Genomic DNA, 17,067 nt, shown 5'->3' on the forward strand with positions numbered 1-17,067 from the left:
CGCACCGCCGGGGCGAAGACCACGGATCAGTCCTGCTGCTTGAGCGGGGTGAGCGGCACCTGCACGGTCTGCACGGTGCCGGCCGGGCCCGAGGTGAAGGCGCGGCCGGCCGGGGCGTAGGACCGCACCTGGTTGAACGACAGCCGGGCCCCGATCAGGTCGCCGTCGCCGGTGGCCTTGGGCGACAGCAGCAGACCGCGCCGCGAGCGCTTGGCCGCGGTGAGCCAGCTGCCCAGACCGAGTGTGAGGGTCTCGGTGGGGGCGGCGGCGACCAGGCCGAGACCGCGTTCGCGGCCCGCGACGGCGACGCCCTTGAGCACCTGCTCGGCGGCGCCCATGGCGATCAGGTCGGCGTCGTCGACCATCACGACGCCGGGCCCGCCCAGCGCCTCCAGCGCCTCGCGCACCGCGTCGGCGGACGGGTCGGGATCGCTGAACACCCGGGCCCCCGGGTGCGCCGCGAGCGAGCGCAGCGGCGAGTCGCGGGGCGCGAGCACCACCAGCGAGGTGCCGCCGGCCAGCAGGGACACGGCCAGGCAGGCCAGCACGTTGCTGCGGCCCGAGCCGGGGCCGCCGGCCACCACGAAGGTCGGCGCGGGGCCGGTGAAGTCGACGCCGACCGCTCCCCCGTCGTCGCCGCCGATGCCCAGCAGCCCCCACAGCGGGCGGCGCAGTTCCCGCGGCACCTTCTCGTAGGCGTCGGCGAAGGCGACGGTCGCGGGCAGCGGCGCGACCGGGAAGGGCCGCCGGGCGGCGGGCACCCGGGCGTCGCGGGAGGCCGCCGCCGCGGCGATCTCGCGCAGCGCCGCGGCCTGCGCCTGGCCGCTCTCGTCGTCGGCGAGCACCGCGATCTGCGTCTCGGTGCGGCTGATCAGGTGCCAGCCGCGGCCGTCGGGCACCGAGGCGGGCACCTGGCTGGGCAGCATGCCGAGCAGGCTGTAGTCGGAGCGGTCGCTCTGCCGCAGCAGCACCTTGTTGTCGTTGTGCGCGGCGATCCGGCCGGCGATCAGGGAGCGCTCGGAGGTGGCGATGACGTGCACCCCGGCCGCGGCGCCCTCCCGCAGCAGCCGGGTGACGTCGTTGAACAGCCGCCCGTTGTCGTAGTCGTCCAGCACCGGGGCGAGCGCGTCCCAGCCGTCGATGAACAGCATGACGTGCGCGGGCCGTTCGGCGGCCGGCAGCAGTTCGCGCAGCTCGACCAGGCCGGAGCAGGCGCGGGCCGCGCACATCTCCTGACGCCTGGTCAGCTCCGAGGTGAGCCGGTTCAGCAGCCGGTCCAGGTGCTCCAGGTCGTGCCGGGAGACCACCGCGCCGCAGTGCGGCAGCTTCGCGACCGCGGCCAGTCCGCCGCCGGCCGCGTCGATGCCGTACATGTGCAGGTCGGCGACGCCCACCCGGCGGGCCGCGGAGCCGGCGATGGTGCGCAGGGCCTGGGTGCGGCCCGAGCGCGGCGCGCCGATCAGGTACAGGTGGCCGAAGGTCGCCAGGTCCACGGTGGCCACCCGGCGCTCCTGGAGCTGCGGCACGTCCTCCAGTGCGTACGGGATCAGCGGCGGCAGCGCCCCGGAGCGGCCGCCGGCGGGCGCGCCGGGGCGTTCCACCTCGGGCAGGTCGTCCAGCCGGACCTTCTCCTCCAGCGCGGGCAGCCAGGGGCTGGGCTGCGGGGTGAAGTCGTCCAGCAGGCCGGCCGCCTCGCGGATCGCGCCGACCAGCGCCTGCAGGTCGGTGGGGTGCAGCGGTCCGGGGGCCTCGGCGCCGTCCTCGTCGCCCGAGGGCAGCGCGACCGGGCGACCGAGCCGGTTCCACGGCAGCGCGGCGGCGCGCACCGCGGCCCGCGCGGCGTTCGCCTCGCCGCCGTCGGCCGGCGGTCGCTCGGCGCCCACCCACGCGGACTGGAAGGGGATCGCGGACCGGTGCCCGTAGCGGACCAGGGCGCGGCCGGGGGTGCCCGGGGAGATGTGCACGGCGTCGCTGGTGTCGATGATGTCCTGGCTCTCCACCACGTCGGTGACGCGCAGCGCGATGCGCAGGTTGGTGTTGGCCTTGATGTCGGGGGTGACGGCGCCGGCCTGCCGCTGGGTGGCCAGGATCAGGTGGATGCCGAGCGAGCGGCCGCGCTGGGCGATGCTGATCAACCCGGTGATGAACTCGGGGACTTCGCGCACCAGCGTGGCGAACTCGTCGATGACCAGCAGCAGTCGGGGCAGCGCGGGCAGTTGCGGGTCGGCGGCCCGCTTGGCCCGGTACTCGGGGTGGTCCTTGGCGTCGTGCTCGGCCAGCAGCCGCTCCCTGCGCCGCAGTTCGGCGCCGAGCGACTCCAGGGCGCGCTGCACCAGGTGGGCGTCGAGGTCGGTGACCATGCCGAGGGTGTGCGGCAGGTGGGCGCACTCGCGGAAGGCGCTGCCGCCCTTGTAGTCGACCAGCACGAAGGTGAGTTCGTCGGGCCGGTTGGTCGCCGCGAGCGAGGCGACGAAGGTCTGGAGCAGTTCGGACTTGCCGGAGCCGGTGGTGCCGGCGACCAGGCCGTGCGGCCCGTCGCGGACCAGGTCCAGGCTGAGCGGCCCGTCGAAGCCGGTGCCCAGCACGAAGGAGGTGGTGGCCGGGCGGCGGCGCCAGCGGGCCGCCAGCGCCTCGGCGTCCGGGGGTTCCTGCCGCAGCAGTTCCAGCAGTCGGACCTGCTCGGGCAGTCCGCTGTCGTTGTCGGGGCTGACGTCGTGCAGCGGCGCGAGCGAGCGGGCGACCCGCTCGCACCAGGCCGGCGCCACCAGGTCGGCGCGCACCCCGGACACGTCGGGCATGCCGGTCCTGCGGATGGTCAGGTCGGCGCCGGCCAGGGTGAGCACGGCCGCGCACTCCTCGGGCAGCAGCCGCTCCTGCTCGTCCAGGCACAGGCTGAACACCCGCACGGCCGGGCCGTCGGTGAGCACCTGCACCATGCCGGGCACGTCGCGCAGCCGGCGGGCACTGTCGGCGACGACGAGGATGTCGGGCGCGGTGAACATGGCCCGGCCCATGGAGGAGCCGAGGGCCCGCTGCCGGGCCTGGATCTGCGAGACGAGTTCGGTGACGCGGTTGGCGACGCTCTCGGAGTCGTTGCCGACCGCCACCAGCGGGCCGCCCGCGCCCGGCGGCCGGGCGTGCGGCAGCCAGCGCACCCACGCCCACTCCTGCGCCCGGGTGTCCTCGGTGAGCAGCACGACGTGCAGGTCGCGCGGGCTGTGCAGGACCGCGGCCTGGGCCACGCACCAGCGGGCCAGCGCCTGCACCGGCGCCGCGGGTCCCGCGACGCCGACCACGCCGAGTTCGGCGATCTCCACGCCGATCGGGATGTCGGGCAGCGTCCAGCGGATCTTGCGGTGGTTCTCGTCCCTGGCGGGGTCGTCGACGGCCTTGACCGACGGCAGGTCCACGGTGCCGACCCGCAGCACCAGGTGGTCGGGGTCGCGGCGGCGCCGCTCCCACAGCCGGACGCCGGGGCCGGTGGCGGCGAGCCCCACGGCGGCCGGGTCGGGCCCGGTGACGCAGCGCACCCAGCGCTCCCTGACCACCGCGGTACGGATCTCCCGCTCCACCACGCGCCGCCGGGAGCGGTAGCGGCGGTGCGCCTCCTCGGTGGCCTTGCGGTTGTTGCGACGGCCCGACACCCAGTTGGACAGCGCCATCAGCGGCGTGAACACCAGGAAGACCAGGTAGTAGTACGACTTGAAGACGCCCACCATGACCAGGCCGAGCACCACCGGCGCGATCATGATGACGAGCGGGAACGGCGCCTTGGCGCGGGCGCCGGGCCGGCTGGGCATCTTCAGCGGCTCGGCGTCCAGGTGCGGGACGATGCGCGGCGGACGGTTGTAGTCCAGGCCGAGCCCGTCGGCGGACTCGGTGACCGCGGCGTCCGGCTCGACCGGGGCGACCAGGCGCAGCAGTGTGCCGCCGCCGACCGCGAGGTCCACCTCGCGCGGCCAGGCGAGCCCGCCGTGCGGCGGCTGCGGCGCGCCGCCGGCCGCGCGCCGGTCCGCCGCGAGCCGCGCCTCCTCCTCGGCGGCCTTGACGGCCTCCAGCTTCTCCTCGGGCGTGGAGCGTTCGGGGGCGGCGCCGGTGAACGGATCGATGTCCGGGGGCGGTTCGGGCAGGCACAGCCGGACCGCGCCGTCCTCGCGCGCGCCGGGCCGCTCGTCGTGCACGTACGCGCCGCCGTCCGCGGTCACCGTCACCCACACCCCCGACTGCGGGGCGTCGGCGCCCGGGGCGACGCGGATCGCGCAGCCGGCCGCGGACCCGATCTCGTAACTGCCCTGCGCCAGCCGCCAGCTGCGGCCCGAGCCGGGTCCCGAGACGCTGTGCACCTCGGCCAGCACCGGTTCGCCGGCCGCCACGGTGACGCGGCCGGCGGCCTGGTCGCGGTCGGTGGCGGGGCCGCCGAGGCCGAGCACCGAGCCCTCGCGGATGCCGCTGCCGCGCACCGGCAGCTCGGGGTCGAGCGCGGTGGCGCCGAGGTACAGCCGCGGGGTGCCGCCGTGGTGTTCGCCGGCGAGGAAGGCGTCGAGGCCGCCGCCGGGCGCGCGGGACCCGGTGGGGGGTGCGGCTGCGGCCGCGGCTGAAGCGACGGCTGGGGCCGAGGCGGCGGAACGGCCCGCGACGGCGGCGAGCAGCGCGTCGGGCTCCGCGTCCGGGTCCGCGTCCGGGTCCGCGTCGAGGTCCGCGAGACCGGCCGGCGGCCGGGGGCGCGCCGCGAACGGCGCGTCCTCGTCCTCCTCGCGGCGCGCGACGGCAGCCGCCAGCTCCCCCACGGTGCACCCGTCCGGGAGGTCCAGCAGGTGATCACGCCGCGTGGCGTCCGCGGCGTCGACGGTGGTGATGATCAGCTTCACGGTGTCCAAGCAGGTCGCAGGAGAACGGAGTTGACGCCCGGCGCCGGCCGACCCGGCGCGGCGGGACGCGAGCCGCCGCGCGCCGCGCGGCGAACGGAGGAAGAGCCGCCCACCGCGCCGGCGGACACGCCCGAAGGTCCCGAGCGCCGTCCCACCGCCGCACCCGGACCACGGCCCGCCCCGCGCCCGGCACCGGAACACGAGCGGGGTCCCGGGCCGCGCTCGCGCGAGCGAACCCGCGTGACCGGCGTGACCGGCCCCGAGCATCGGCCACCGAGCAGGGCCGCAGCCGCCGCCTCCGACCATCGGTCAGCGCAGCCACGGACCACGCGCGGCGCGGCGCCGGAGCACGAGCGGGGTCCCAGATCGCGCTCGCGCGAGCCGACCCGCGCGACCGGCCCCGAGCATCGGCCACCGAGCAGGGCCGCAGCTGCGGCTGCCGCCTCCGACCATCGGTCAGCGCAGCCACGGACCGCCCCGCGCCCGGCATCGGAGCACGAGCGGGGTCCCGGATCGCGCTCGCGCGAGCGAACCCGCGCGACCGGCCCCGAGCATCGGCCACCGAGCAGGGCCGCAGCTGCGGCTGCCGCCTCCGACCATCGGTCAGCGCGGCAACGGACCGCGCCCGGTGCGGCGGGGTTCGCAGCGGCTGTGCGGGTCGCCTCTGGCAGAGGCAGCGCAGCGTGTGCGAGGCGGGCGGTCATGGCGCGCCCGGGGACCTTGTCGGTCTCGGCGAGGTCGTCCCGCGCGCCGACTCCGGAGGTCGGGACGGCTGTCGGAAACGTCCGCGGAAGGCGGCGCGGGCCGGCGGCACGACGGGCGGTCATGGGGCGCCCGGGGAGGTCGTGGCGCCCGGCGAGGTGGTTCCGCGCGCCGGCTCCGGGGCCGGGGGTGCGGCGGCGGGCGCGGGGGCGTCCGCGGCCGACTCGGCGGGGGCGGCGGGGTCCGCCGCGAGGGCAGGCTCGGCGGCGGGGGCCGGTGCGGAGTGCGCCGCGGAGACGCCGGTCGGCCAGGGCTCCTCGGCCGACGGCCGCGGCCGCGCGAGCGCCGCCGCGCGCTCGTCGCCGCGCGGGCGGGCCGCGGCGGAGCGGCCGAGGGCCGCCCCGCCGACGAGGACGCCGGACTCGGCCGTGGCGGCGGCACGAGCCGGCGGGCGGAAGGGCGGCAGCGCGCCGATCGCCCTGGCGACCGCGCGCGGCAGCGCGGTGGACTCCGGGCGCACCGGCGTGCCGTGCACCACCACCGCGTCGTGGCGGCCCACCGACACGAGCCGGGCGCGGCCCTGCGCGCGGCCGCGCAGCAGCACCGAGGGGCCGTCGGGGTCGAGCAGCGCGGCCGGCGGCTCGGCGCAGACCGCGAACGCCGGCATCCCGCCGTGCGCGCGCCGCCAGGCCGCCGCGTCGCGCAGCGCCTGCTGCGCCGGCGGCCCGCTGAACCGCGGGTGCACGCCGTCCGCGACGGTCACCGCGCCGTCTGGCAGCCGCCGCTCCAACTGCGCGGCCAGCGCCTGGAGCAGCGCGTCGGCGGTCTGCCGGTCGCCGTAGAGGGCGGTCAGCGCGGGCCCGTCGAACAGGTCGAGGAAGACCACCCGGTCCTCGTCGGCGCCGAAAGCGGCCAGCAGCACCGGCGGCGCGGGCGCGGGGTGCGGACCGGGCGCGGCGTGCGCGTCGGGCGCGGGCGCCGGCTCGTCCCACGTCTCGCGCAGGCTCCACCACAGGTGCGGGTCGCTCTCGTCCGCGGTCCACGGCGCCGGCGGCGCGACCGCGTCGAGCCCCGCGGTGTGCACGCCGACCAGGTCGGCGCCGACCACCGCGGCGTAGGGCCTGCGCCGCCCGCGGCCCGCCTCGTACGCCGCGCGCATCGCCCGCTCCCCCGCGTGCCACACCGCCGCGTCCCCCAGCATCCGCGCGAGCAGCCGCAGTTGGCGGCGGTAACGGACCCACCGGCGGACCGGCGCGGCGAACGCGGCGGCGGTCAGCCGCAGTTCGCGGCGGGCCCGGCGGCGCACCACGTACCAGCCGCCGACCCGGCGGGCCAGCCGGTGCGCGACCACCAGCAGCGCGACGGCCAGGCCGATCACGCCGAGCACCTGGGTGATCCCGGTGCGGTGCTCGGTGACCGCGTGGAAGGGGCCGCTCGCCGCGACGACCGTGGCGCCGGTCATGCGGCCGCCCGCCCGCCGCGGCCGTAGGGGCGCTCCTCGTACGGGTCGTCGTCCTCGAACGGCTCGTCCTCGTAGGGGCGTTCGGGCGACGGCCGGTCGTCCTCGTACGGCTCGTCCTCGTACGGCGAGCCCAGTTCGCGGCGGAGCGAGCGGACCGCGTGGTACGTCCGCGACTTGACCGTGCCGCGCGGGATGCGCAGCGCCGCGGCGACCTGCTCGCCGCCGAGGTCGAGCATGTAGACGTACACCAGGATCTCGTGCTGGGCCCGCGGCAGCCGGTGCAGGGCCGGCAGCAGCCAGCGCCGGTCGACCACGCGCTGCTCGACGTCCTCGCCGTGCGGGCCGTCGTCGCGTACGTCGCCGGCCCCGCCGACCGGGATCGCGCGGTCCTTGCGCCAGGTGTCGACCGCGAGGTTGCGGGCGGTGCGGAACAGCCAGGGGCGGATCGGCCGCTCCTGCCACTCCAGCCGGTCGGCGTGCAGCCAGGCCCGCAGCAGCGTCTCCTGGACGACGTCCTCGACGTGTCTCATGTCCGGCGCCAGCAGTTTCACCACATATCTGAGCAGTGCGTCCCGCTCGTTGCGCAACCTGCCGGCAATGATCTCAGCTCCGCCCAAGGGCGGCCGAGTCCGCGTCGTCACGGCGTCAAGACCCCGATCCATGGGAACCCTGTTTCGTCAACTCACCGTAGTTGCACCGGAGTTCACAAACCGCGACGGGTGATCCAACAGCCGATGGCGATCGTCCGACCCACAGGTGAACGCCCCCACCCCGCACGTCCCGGCCCCGCCCCCGCGCGCCTGCGGCCCGTCACCGCGCGTGCGGGCCGCCGGCCTTTGAGCGGTCATCAGCGGCCCTTTGCGCCTCCTCCGGGCGTGCGCTCGGGCTCCAGCCGGAGCCCGCGGCCCTGCCAGCGGCGGCGCAGCCACCGGTCGTGGCTGGCCAGGACGATCGCGCCGGGGCCGGTACCGAGGGCGGCCTCCAGCTCGTCGCACAGCGTCGGCGACAGGTGGTTGGTGGGTTCGTCGAGCAGCAGGAGCTGCGGCGGGCGCGCGACCACGAGGGCCAGCGCGAGCCGCCGGCGCTGTCCCACGGACAGCTGTCCGACGGGTCGGCCCAGATCGGCCTCGTGCAGCAGGCCGAGCGAGGCCAGCGGCACCTCTTCCGCGCGCTCCGGGCCCAGGGACCGCAGGTAGGTGTCGCGGACGGTGCGGTCCGGCCGGTCGAACACGGTGTCCTGGGCGAGCAGCCCGACAGTCAGCCCGTGCCGCCTGCGCACCTCGCCCTCGGCGGACAGCCGCCCGGCGAGCACGGCCAGCAGCGTCGACTTGCCGGCCCCGTTGCCGCCGGTGACCAACAGCCGGTCGGTGGCCGACACCTCGAGACCGCCGAGCGCGAGACGGCCTGGCACCCGCACCCCTCGCAGGGACACCAGCGGCTGCGAGGACGCCGCCGCCGGCGCGGCCAGCTCTCCCGCGGCGAACCGCAGCGGCCGCGGCGGCTCGGCGACCCGGCCGCGCTCCAGCTCCTCCAGGCGTCTGGTCGCGTTGCGCACCCTCCGCGAGATCTGCTGCTGGACCCGCCCGCCGCGGTGGCCGTAGCCCATCTTCTCGTTGTCGCGCCGCTCCCGGTCGGGGGCGAGGCGGTGCGCGCTGATCTGCGCGGAGCGGCGCAGGGCGGCCAGTTCCTCCTGTTCCTCTGCGTACTGCCGCTCCCAGCGCTCCCGTGCGGCGCGCTTCTCCCGGACGTAAGCGCTGTAGCCGCCGCCGTAGCGGACGGGGCCGGCCGCCGCCGGGTCGAGGTCGATCAGGTCGGTGCACACGGCGTCCAGGAACGCCCGGTCGTGGCTGGCGACCACGACGGCCCCGGGCAGGCCGCGCAGCTGCTCCTCCACGAAGGCCGCCGCGTCGTCGTCGAGGTGGTTGGTCGGCTCGTCCAGCAGGAGCGCGCCGGGCCTGCGCACCAGGAGTGCGGCCAGGGCCAGCCGGCTGCGCTGCCCGCCGGACAGTGATCCCAGAGCGCGGCCGTGGTGCAGCGCGCCCAGTCCCAGGCCGTCCAGGACCAGGGCCGCGCGCCGGTCGGCGTCCCAGACCCCCCGGTCCCGGGCCCGGTCGAGTCGGCTGCCGTAGGCGTCGAGGAGTGCGCGATGCTCGGGGTCGTCCTCGGGGACGCGGGCGAGCGCGGCGCCGAGCCGTTCGAGTTCCGCGAGGTCCTCGCGGGCCTCGCGGAGCGCCTCGTCGAGCACCGAGGCGATCGTCGCGCCTGCCTCGAAGGGCATCTCCTGACGGAGGAAGCCGAGATCGGCGGGGCGCGAGACGCTTCCCGCGTCGGGTGCGTCGACGCCGGCGAGCACCCGCAGCAGGGTGGACTTGCCGGCGCCGTTCTCCCCGATCAGGCCGACGCGGCGGCCCGGCGCGGCGGTCAGCGAGAGGCCGTCGAGGACGCGCCGGCCTCCCGCGGCGCGGACGATGTCGTGGGCGAGCAGGGCGGCTAGGGGCATGGGGGTTTTGTTCGATGTGTTCGGTGGACGGCCCGCGGGGCGCACGGCGCCTCGGACGCGGGCCACGGCGCATGCCGGCGGCTCACACCGCGGGCGCCCCGGTCTCCTCCAGCGCCCCGCCGGCCAGCCGCAGCCAGCGGTTGACGCCGATCGCGGCGAGGAACCGCTCGTCGTGGCTGACCACCATGAACGCGCCCCGGTAGGCGTTGAGGGCGCTTTCCAGCCGGCCCACGCTGACCAGGTCGAGGTTGTTGGTCGGCTCGTCGAGCAGCAGCAGGTGGGGCCGGCTCGGCGCACAGCACGCAGGCCAGGGTGGCCCGCAGCCGCTCGCCGCCGGACAGGACGCCGACCGGCAGGTGCGCGCGGACGCCGCGGAAGAGGAAGCGCGCGAGCAGGTTCATCCGCTCGGCCTCGGGTCGCTCCGGCGCGAAGGCGGCGAAGTTCTCCGCCACGGTGCGGCCGGGGTCCAGCAGGTCGAGACGCTGCGACAGGTACGCGATTCGGCCGTCGTTCCGGGTGATCTGCCCGCTGTCGGGGGCGAGTTCGCCGGTGATCAGGCGCAGCAGGGTGGTCTTGCCCGCGCCGTTGGGCCCGGTCAGGGCGATGCGCTCGGGGCCCCGGACCGACAGGCCGACGCCGCCGTCGGCGAACACCGGCCGTCCCGCGTGGTGGACCTGCAGGCCCTCGCCGAGGAAGAGGGTGCGACCGGCGGGCACCTGCGTGTCGGGCAGGTCCAGGGTGATCCGCTGCTCCTCGCGCAGCGCGCGGCCGGCCTCGTCGAGGCGCGCCTTGGCCTCGCCGACCCGGGACGCGTGCATCTGGCCGGCTCGGCCCGCCGACTCCTGTGCGCCGCGCTTCATGGTGCCGGCGAAGATGCGGGGCAGTCCCGCGCTCTTGAGGTTGCGGGCGGCGTTGCTCGCGCGGCGCTCGGCGCGTTCACGGGCCTGCTGCAGTTCCCGCTTCTCCCGCTTCAGTTCCTGTTCGGCGTTGCGGACGTTCTTCTCCGCGACCTCCTTCTCGGCCCGCACCGTCTCCTCGTACTCGGTGAACGTGCCGCCGTAGAAGCGCAGTTCGTCGCCGCCGAGCTCGGCGATGCGCTCCATGCGGTCGAGCAGCGCGCGGTCGTGGCTGACCAGCAGCAGGCAGCCGGTGACGTCGGACAGCACGTCGTAGAGCTTGTGCCGGGCCTCCAGGTCGAGGTTGTTGGTCGGCTCGTCCAGCAGCAGCACGTCCGGGCGCCGCAGCAGCTGGGCGGCCAGGCCCAGCGAGACGACCTGGCCGCCGCTGAGGGTGGCCAGGCTGCGGTCCAGGGCGAGGTGCGCCAGGCCCAGGCGGTCGAGCTGGGCGCGGGTGCGCTCCTCGATGTCCCAGTCGTCGCCGATGGTGGCGAAGTGCTCCTCGCTGACGTCCCCCGCCTCGACGGCGTCGATCGCGCGGATGACGGCGGCGACGCCGAGCACCTCGGCGACGCTGAGATCACCGGTCAGCGGGAGGGTCTGCGGCAGGTAGCCGAGCGTGCCGCCGACCGACAGCGAGCCGGAGGCGGGGGTCAGCTCGCCGGCGATCAGCTTCAGCAGGGTGCTCTTGCCGGAGCCGTTGGGGGCGACCAGGCCGGTGCGGCCGGCGGTCAGGGCGAAGGACAGGTCCTGGAAGACCGGGGTGTCGTCGGGCCAGGAGAACGACAGGTTCGAGCAGACGACGGTGACATCGGACATGGGGCGACCTCGAAGAGGTGGCGGGCAGACGGAGACCTCTGCCCTGGGCAGACGGGGAACGCGGCACCTGCGGTCCACGCGGGACCGGGGCGGCCGGAAAAGGGGTACGACAAACGGGCCACGGCAGCGCTCCCGAGCGCGTCCGACGGCCGTCAGATCCGGGTCTCACCCGGAGATGTCGTCGTCACCCGCCACGTCTGTCACTCCTCGCCTGCACGGTCTGTGTCGCTGCCAGTTTAACAGCCGCCCCCGTTCTCGCCCGGAGCCGCGGCGCTCTCCCAGGTCCTTGCGGGCGCCCGGGGCGGCACACACGCGTGCGCCGCTTAGGACCTGGACCTCCCGCGTGACCCCTTCGATCGGTCGTCTCCGCCCGAACGCCGTCCCATCGGCGCGGAGCACCCTTGCAGCGGAAGCCGGTCGCCTCCCCTTCCCCAACCGTTCAACTCCCGTCCCCTGCCACGGCCGTGTGGTGTCTCTAAGTTCCCTGAGGGTCGTGCGCGAAAGAAGGGACTATGGACACTCTGCTCGCCGTCCGGGCTCGGGGGATCACCAAGTGCTTCGGTGACGTCGTCGCGCTCGACGGCATCGATCTCGACGTGGCCCGAGGGCGCGTCCACGGGCTCGTCGGGCCGAACGGCGCCGGCAAGACCACTTTGCTGGGCATCCTGCTGGGTCTGGCCGCGGCCGACAGCGGCGAACTCGACGTCCTGGGCGTCACGGCGGGCCGGGCGCTCGCCGCGCCGGCCGGGGTGGCGGGGTTCGTCGACGGTCCCGGACTCTACCCCACGCTGACGGCACGTCAGAATCTCTCCGCGCTCGCGGCGCTGCGCGGCCTGGACGCGCGGACGCCGGGCATCGACGCGAGCCTGCGCGAGGTGGGTCTGACCGAGGTGGCCGACGACCGGGTCCGCGGCTTCTCCCTCGGCATGCGCCAACGCCTCGGTCTGGCCGCCGCGTTGCTCACCGGGCCGCAACTGCTGGTGCTGGACGAGCCGGCGAACGGCCTGGACCCGGCGGGCAAGAAGCACGTGCACGGGGTGCTCACCCGGCTCGCCGCGGAGGGCACGGCGGTGGTGCTGTCCAGCCACCGGATGGACGACCTGGAGGCGCTGTGCTCCGAGGTCACCATCCTGTCCACCGGGCGCGTGGTCTTCTCCGGCCCGCTGGGCGAACTGGCCGCCGAGAACCGCGAGCTGGACTACCGGCTGCTCACCTCCGACCCGCGGGCCGCGCGCGAGGCGGCGGCCGGCGCGGCCGGGGTGCGCGTGGTGACCGGCGCGGTGGAGTGGCGCGGCGCGGAGGCGCTGGTGGTGCGCGCGCTGGTGCCGGCGCTGGACGCGCTGGTCGCCGACCTGGTGCGCGACGGCGTCGCGGTGCGTGAACTGGCGCCCGTGGTCTCGCCGTTGGAGGCGGCCTTCCTCCGCCTGACCGACACGGACGCCGACGCCGGGACCTCGGGCGCCGAGGCCGGGACCGGTGCGCGCGCCGCCGACGCGGACACCGATGCCCGCACCGGCGCCGCGGCCGAACCGCCCGCCGAGCCCCCGCGCCCCGCGGCCGCGGCGCAGCCGAAGGAGACCGCCCGATGACCGCCACCGCCACCGCGACCGCGCGCCCGGACGCCGGAGCCGCCACCGCCGCCGCCGTCCGCCCGGTCTCGGTGCTCCGCGGCTACCGCTTCGAGGTCGTCAAGCTGGTCTCGCAGTGGCGCGTCCGGCTGCTGGTGCTGGCCTGCTGGCTCGCGCCGGGGCTGTTCGTCGCGGCGGTGGGCCAGCAGAGCACGCTGCCCACCGACACCCTGTTCGGCCGCTGGATGCACGCGACCGGCTGGGCCGGCCCGCTGGTGGTGCTCGGCTTCTCCGGGACCTGGGCGCTGCCGCTGCTGACCTCGGTGGTGGCCGGCGACGTGTTCGCCGCCGAGGACCGGCTCGGCACCTGGCGCCATCTGCTGGTGGCGGTCCGCTCGCCGCGCCGGATCTTCGCCGCCAAGGCGCTGGCCAGCCTCACCGTGATCGTGCTGATGCTGGCCGGGCTGGCGCTGTCCGGTGTGGCCGGCGGCCTGCTGGCGGAGGGCAATCACGCGCTGGTGGGCCTCGACGGCCGACTGCTGCCGCCCTCGCACGCCGCCGGCGCGGTCTTCCTGGCCTGGGCCTGTGTGATCGCCCCGACGCTGGCGCTGGCCGCGATCGGCCTGCTCGGCTCGGTGGCGCTCGGCCGGTCGCCGATGGGGCTGCTGCTGCCCGCGCTGGTGGCGCTGGCGATGCAGCTCGCCCAGATGCTGCCGCTGCCGGTGGCGGTGCGGGTCTCGCTGCCCGGCTACGCCTTCATCGCCTGGAACGGCCTGTTCACCGGCCCGCGGCAGACGACGCCGCTGCTGATCGGCATCGTGGTCGCGCTGGTGTGGGCGGTGGTGGCCACCACGCTGGCGTATCTGCTGTTCCTGCGGCGGGACTTCACCAACACCGCGCACGACGCCTCGGGCCGCCGCGCGATCGGCGCGGGCCTGGTGCCGCTGGCCGCGCTGCTCGGCGTGACCGTCGCCGTGGTCGGCGTGTCGACCTCGTCGTCGGGCACCGGGATCACCCAGGCGAAGGTGCAGCGCTCGGTGTCGGTGGCCTTCGCCCACCTGTACCGGATGCAGACCCGCGAGCTGCACCGCCCCGCCGTCACCGAGGCGCAGCTGCGCACCTCGGCCGCGTGCAGCAAGGGCGATGTGCGGGACGACGCCCACGGCGCGGGCAACGACTGGCGCTGCGTCGTGTCCTGGCACGTGCCGGGCGTGTCGATCACCGGGACGGCGATCTACCAACTGGATGTCACCGCGGACGGGAGGTACGTCGCCGACGGCGACGGCCCGAAGGAAGTGAACGGCTACTTCCTGCTGCACACCGATCAGGGTGATGCGCCCAACCCGCTGTGGCAGTTCGACGGCAACGTCGATCTGCTCTCCACCACCCCGAAGGGATAACCATGCAGGTAACACGGCAGCGTCGGACGACCGAGAGGGAGTTCACCCTTCTCGGCCGGCGCGTCGGCCGCCGGACGACGCTGGTGACGGCGTGCATCGCCGTCGCCCTGGGCGTCACCGGGACGGCTGTCGCCTCGACGACGCAGTTCGGCACCCAGCAGGTCGGCCAGGTCACCCCACAAGGCCAGGTTGTCTCCGACGATCAGTACATCAACCCGTACGGCGACCGCACCGTGATCAACGACGGCAAGATCATGTCGTCCGCGGTGAGCCCGGACGGGAGCACGCTCGCGGCGGCCGTCACCGACGGCGACGCGGCGCTGGTGCTGATGGACCTCAAGACCGGGCAGGTCAAGCAGCGGGTCGGCACGAACGCCGCCGACACCCTGAAGATCAAGAGCGCGTCGATCGGCCAGGAGGGGCCGACGTACTCGCCCGACGGCAAGCAGCTGTGGCTCGGCCAGAGCGACGGCTACACCAAGTTCACGGTGGCCGCGGACGGCACCCTGTCCAACCCGGTCGCGGTCTCGATCCCGGCCGACGGCGGCAAGCAGGCGCTGGTGGGCGGGGCGGTGTTCTCCGCCGACGGCTCCACCGTCTACGCGGCGGTCAACGGCCAGAACCGGGTGGTCGCCATCGACGCGGCCACCGGTGCGATCGAGCAGAGCTGGGCGACCGGCATCGCGCCGCGCGGCCTGGCCCTGGTCGGCGGCAAGCTCTACGTCAGCAACGAGGGCGGACGCCAGGCGAAGCCCGGCGAGACCACCATCAACTCCTACGGCACCGACGTGCAGGCCGACCCGAAGACCGGCGCCTCGACCACCGGCACGGTCAGCGTGATCGACGTGGCGAACCCCGCCGCGGCGGTCGGCACCATCGGCGTCGGACTGCACCCGACCGCGGTGTACGCAAAAAACGGCACGGTGTTCGTCACCAACACCGCCGACAACAGCGTGTCGGTCATCAGCACCGCCCGCGGCAAGGTCGTGCAGACCATCTCCACCCAGCCGTGGCCCGAGGCCTCGGTCGGCTACGAGCCCGACGCGGTGACGCTCACCGACGACGGCCGGCTGCTGGTGACGCTCGGCCGCGCCAACGCGGTCGCGGTGTACCGGTACAGCGGCGCCCAGCAGCCGGTCTCCTACGTGGGCCTGCTGCCGACGGACTACTTCCCCGCGGAGATCACCACCGTGGGCAAGCAGGTCGTCGTCTCCAACACCCGCGGCGTGGACGCCCGCCGCCCGGACGCCTCCGGGCACGCCACCCACGACACCACCTCCAGCCTGACGCAGTTCACGCTGCCCAGCGACAAGGTGGTCAGGTCGTACACCGCGAAGGTCTTCGCGCAGAACGGCTGGACCGAGGGCGACGTCAAGCTGGCCAAGGGCCACAAGGCCAAGGCGGTGCCGGTCCCGGCCAGGATCGGCGACCCGTCGACGATCAAGCACGTGTTCCTGCTGGTCAAGGAGAACCGGACCTACGACCAGGTCTTCGGCGACATCCCGCAGGGCGACGGCGACCCGGCGCTGACCCAGTTCGGCGAGAACGTCACGCCCAACCAGCACGCGCTGGCCGAGCAGTTCGGGCTGTACGACAACTTCTACGACGTCGGCACGAACTCCGCCGAGGGCCACAACTGGCTGATGCAGTCGGACAACCCGGAGTACACCGAGTCCTCGGCGGGCGAGTACACCCGCAGCTACGACACCGAGAACGACGTGCTGGGCCACCAGAAGTCCGGCTTCATCTGGACCGGTGCGCAGGCGGCGGGCAAGTCGGTGAAGGACTTCGGCGAGTTCCAGTCGATCGAGAGCAAGCCGGCCGGCGCGACGTGGCAGAACCTGTACTGCGACGCCAAGACCATGGACGCCACCGGCGCGCCGACGCAGTACCCGATCGCGACGGGTTCGGCGATCCCGTCGCTCAACGACGTGTCGGTGCAGGGCTTCCCGCAGTTCGACCTGAACGTCCCGGACGTCTACAAGTACCAGGTGTGGAAGCAGGACTTCGAGAAGAACGGTCCGGCGAACCTGAACATGTTCTGGTTCTCCAACGACCACACCGGCGGTCCGGCGAACGCCGCCGCACAGGTCGCGGACAACGACCTCGCGGTCGGCAAGGTGGTCGACGAGATCTCGCACAGCAAGTACTGGAAGGACTCGGCGATCTTCGTCGTCGAGGACGACTCGCAGGCCGGCCTGGACCACATCGACGGCCACCGCGCGCCGGTCCAGGTGATCAGCCCGTACGCCCAGCACGGCGCCGTGGACAACCGGTACTACTCGCAGATCACCATGGTCCGCACCATCGAGCAGATCCTCGGCATCCACCCGATGAACCAGAAGGACAGCGCGGCCACGCCGATGTACGGCGCGTTCACCAAGCGCCCGGACTACACGCCGTTCACCGCGGTGCCCAACCGCACCTCGCTGACGCTGGGCCTGTCCACGCTGCCGCCGTGCGGCGCCGACACCCCGGCGCCGCAGGACCCGACGGCGGCGCCCGCGCCGACCAGGGTCTTCGTGCCGGCCGCGGAGAAGCAGGTCGCCGCGCAGTGGCAGACCTGGAAGTCCCACCAGCGGCTGACCGGGAACAAGGCGGTGCCCGACTTCGCCAACCCCGAGCAGATGAACCGCTACACCTGGTACGAGACGCACAACTGGACCACGCCGTACCCGGGTGACCACAAGATCTACGCGCCGAACGACGTGCCCGGCGCGTACGTGCCGTCGGCCGACGCGGACGACCAGTAGGAACCGCGGCCGGACCTCCGGCGGGATCGCCGGGACAACGGCCGGAGCGCCACCGCACCACCGCGACACACCCGGGCCCCGGGCCGGCTCACCGCCGGC

Annotated in this window: 7 protein-coding genes and 1 pseudogene; 3 read left to right on the top strand and 5 right to left on the bottom strand. The window is 75.1% G+C overall.

All coding sequences use genetic code 11. The features are described 5' to 3' along the window. Positions 1-26: 26 nt before the first annotated feature. The 5 genes and pseudogenes from VSR01_RS04420 to VSR01_RS04440 form a co-directional block, all read right to left on the bottom strand. Positions 27-4,868 carry an FtsK/SpoIIIE domain-containing protein gene (locus VSR01_RS04420; protein ID WP_326453490.1) on the bottom strand — a complete coding sequence of 1,614 codons (4,842 nt, stop codon included), beginning with the start codon at positions 4,866-4,868 and terminating at the stop codon, positions 27-29. Between the two features lie 823 nt (positions 4,869-5,691). Next, positions 5,692-7,032 carry a hypothetical protein gene (locus VSR01_RS04425; protein ID WP_326447973.1) on the bottom strand — a complete coding sequence of 447 codons (1,341 nt, stop codon included), beginning with the start codon at positions 7,030-7,032 and terminating at the stop codon, positions 5,692-5,694. Then, a complete protein-coding gene (locus tag VSR01_RS04430; protein ID WP_326447974.1) occupies positions 7,029-7,694 on the bottom strand; it encodes a sigma-70 family RNA polymerase sigma factor in 666 nt (221 codons plus the stop codon). The genes VSR01_RS04425 and VSR01_RS04430 overlap by 4 nt, the downstream gene beginning before the upstream one ends. Before the next feature lie 185 nt (positions 7,695-7,879). After that, entirely contained in the window at positions 7,880-9,532 is a 1,653-nt protein-coding gene (locus VSR01_RS04435; protein WP_326447975.1) for an ABC-F family ATP-binding cassette domain-containing protein, read from the bottom strand. A gap of 82 nt (positions 9,533-9,614) precedes the next feature. After that, a pseudogene (locus tag VSR01_RS04440) lies at positions 9,615-11,247 on the bottom strand (ABC-F family ATP-binding cassette domain-containing protein). Positions 11,248-11,759: 512 nt separating this feature from the next. Between VSR01_RS04440 and VSR01_RS04445 the strand changes: the two are divergent. Genes VSR01_RS04445 through VSR01_RS04455 form a run of 3 tightly spaced genes read left to right on the top strand, consistent with a single transcriptional unit; the run spans position 11,760 to position 16,968 of the window. Beyond that, the gene (locus VSR01_RS04445) at positions 11,760-12,836 is read left to right on the top strand and encodes an ABC transporter ATP-binding protein (protein ID WP_326447976.1); all 1,077 of its coding nucleotides are present in this window, start codon (positions 11,760-11,762) and stop codon (positions 12,834-12,836) included. After that, positions 12,833-14,215, top strand: coding sequence for an ABC transporter permease (locus VSR01_RS04450; RefSeq protein WP_326447977.1), 1,383 nt, complete (start codon positions 12,833-12,835; stop codon positions 14,213-14,215). Before VSR01_RS04445 ends, VSR01_RS04450 begins: the two co-directional genes overlap by 4 nt. A gap of 2 nt (positions 14,216-14,217) precedes the next feature. Continuing rightward, the gene (locus tag VSR01_RS04455; protein WP_326447978.1) at positions 14,218-16,968 is read left to right on the top strand and encodes an alkaline phosphatase family protein; all 2,751 of its coding nucleotides are present in this window, start codon (positions 14,218-14,220) and stop codon (positions 16,966-16,968) included. The last annotated feature ends 99 nt before the right edge of the window (positions 16,969-17,067 follow it).

It is taken from the genome of Actinacidiphila sp. DG2A-62 (genome assembly GCF_035825295.1).
Classification (GTDB): Bacteria; Actinomycetota; Actinomycetes; order Streptomycetales; family Streptomycetaceae; genus Actinacidiphila.

Coding starts and splice junctions, on each gene's coding strand:
- VSR01_RS04435 (WP_326447975.1), bottom strand. CDS start 9,532: ATGCCCCTAGCCGCCCTGCTCGCCCACGACATCGTCCGCGCCGCGGGA.
- VSR01_RS04425 (WP_326447973.1), bottom strand. CDS start 7,032: ATGACCGGCGCCACGGTCGTCGCGGCGAGCGGCCCCTTCCACGCGGTC.
- VSR01_RS04445 (WP_326447976.1), top strand. CDS start 11,760: ATGGACACTCTGCTCGCCGTCCGGGCTCGGGGGATCACCAAGTGCTTC.
- VSR01_RS04430 (WP_326447974.1), bottom strand. CDS start 7,694: ATGGATCGGGGTCTTGACGCCGTGACGACGCGGACTCGGCCGCCCTTG.
- VSR01_RS04455 (WP_326447978.1), top strand. CDS start 14,218: ATGCAGGTAACACGGCAGCGTCGGACGACCGAGAGGGAGTTCACCCTT.
- VSR01_RS04450 (WP_326447977.1), top strand. CDS start 12,833: ATGACCGCCACCGCCACCGCGACCGCGCGCCCGGACGCCGGAGCCGCC.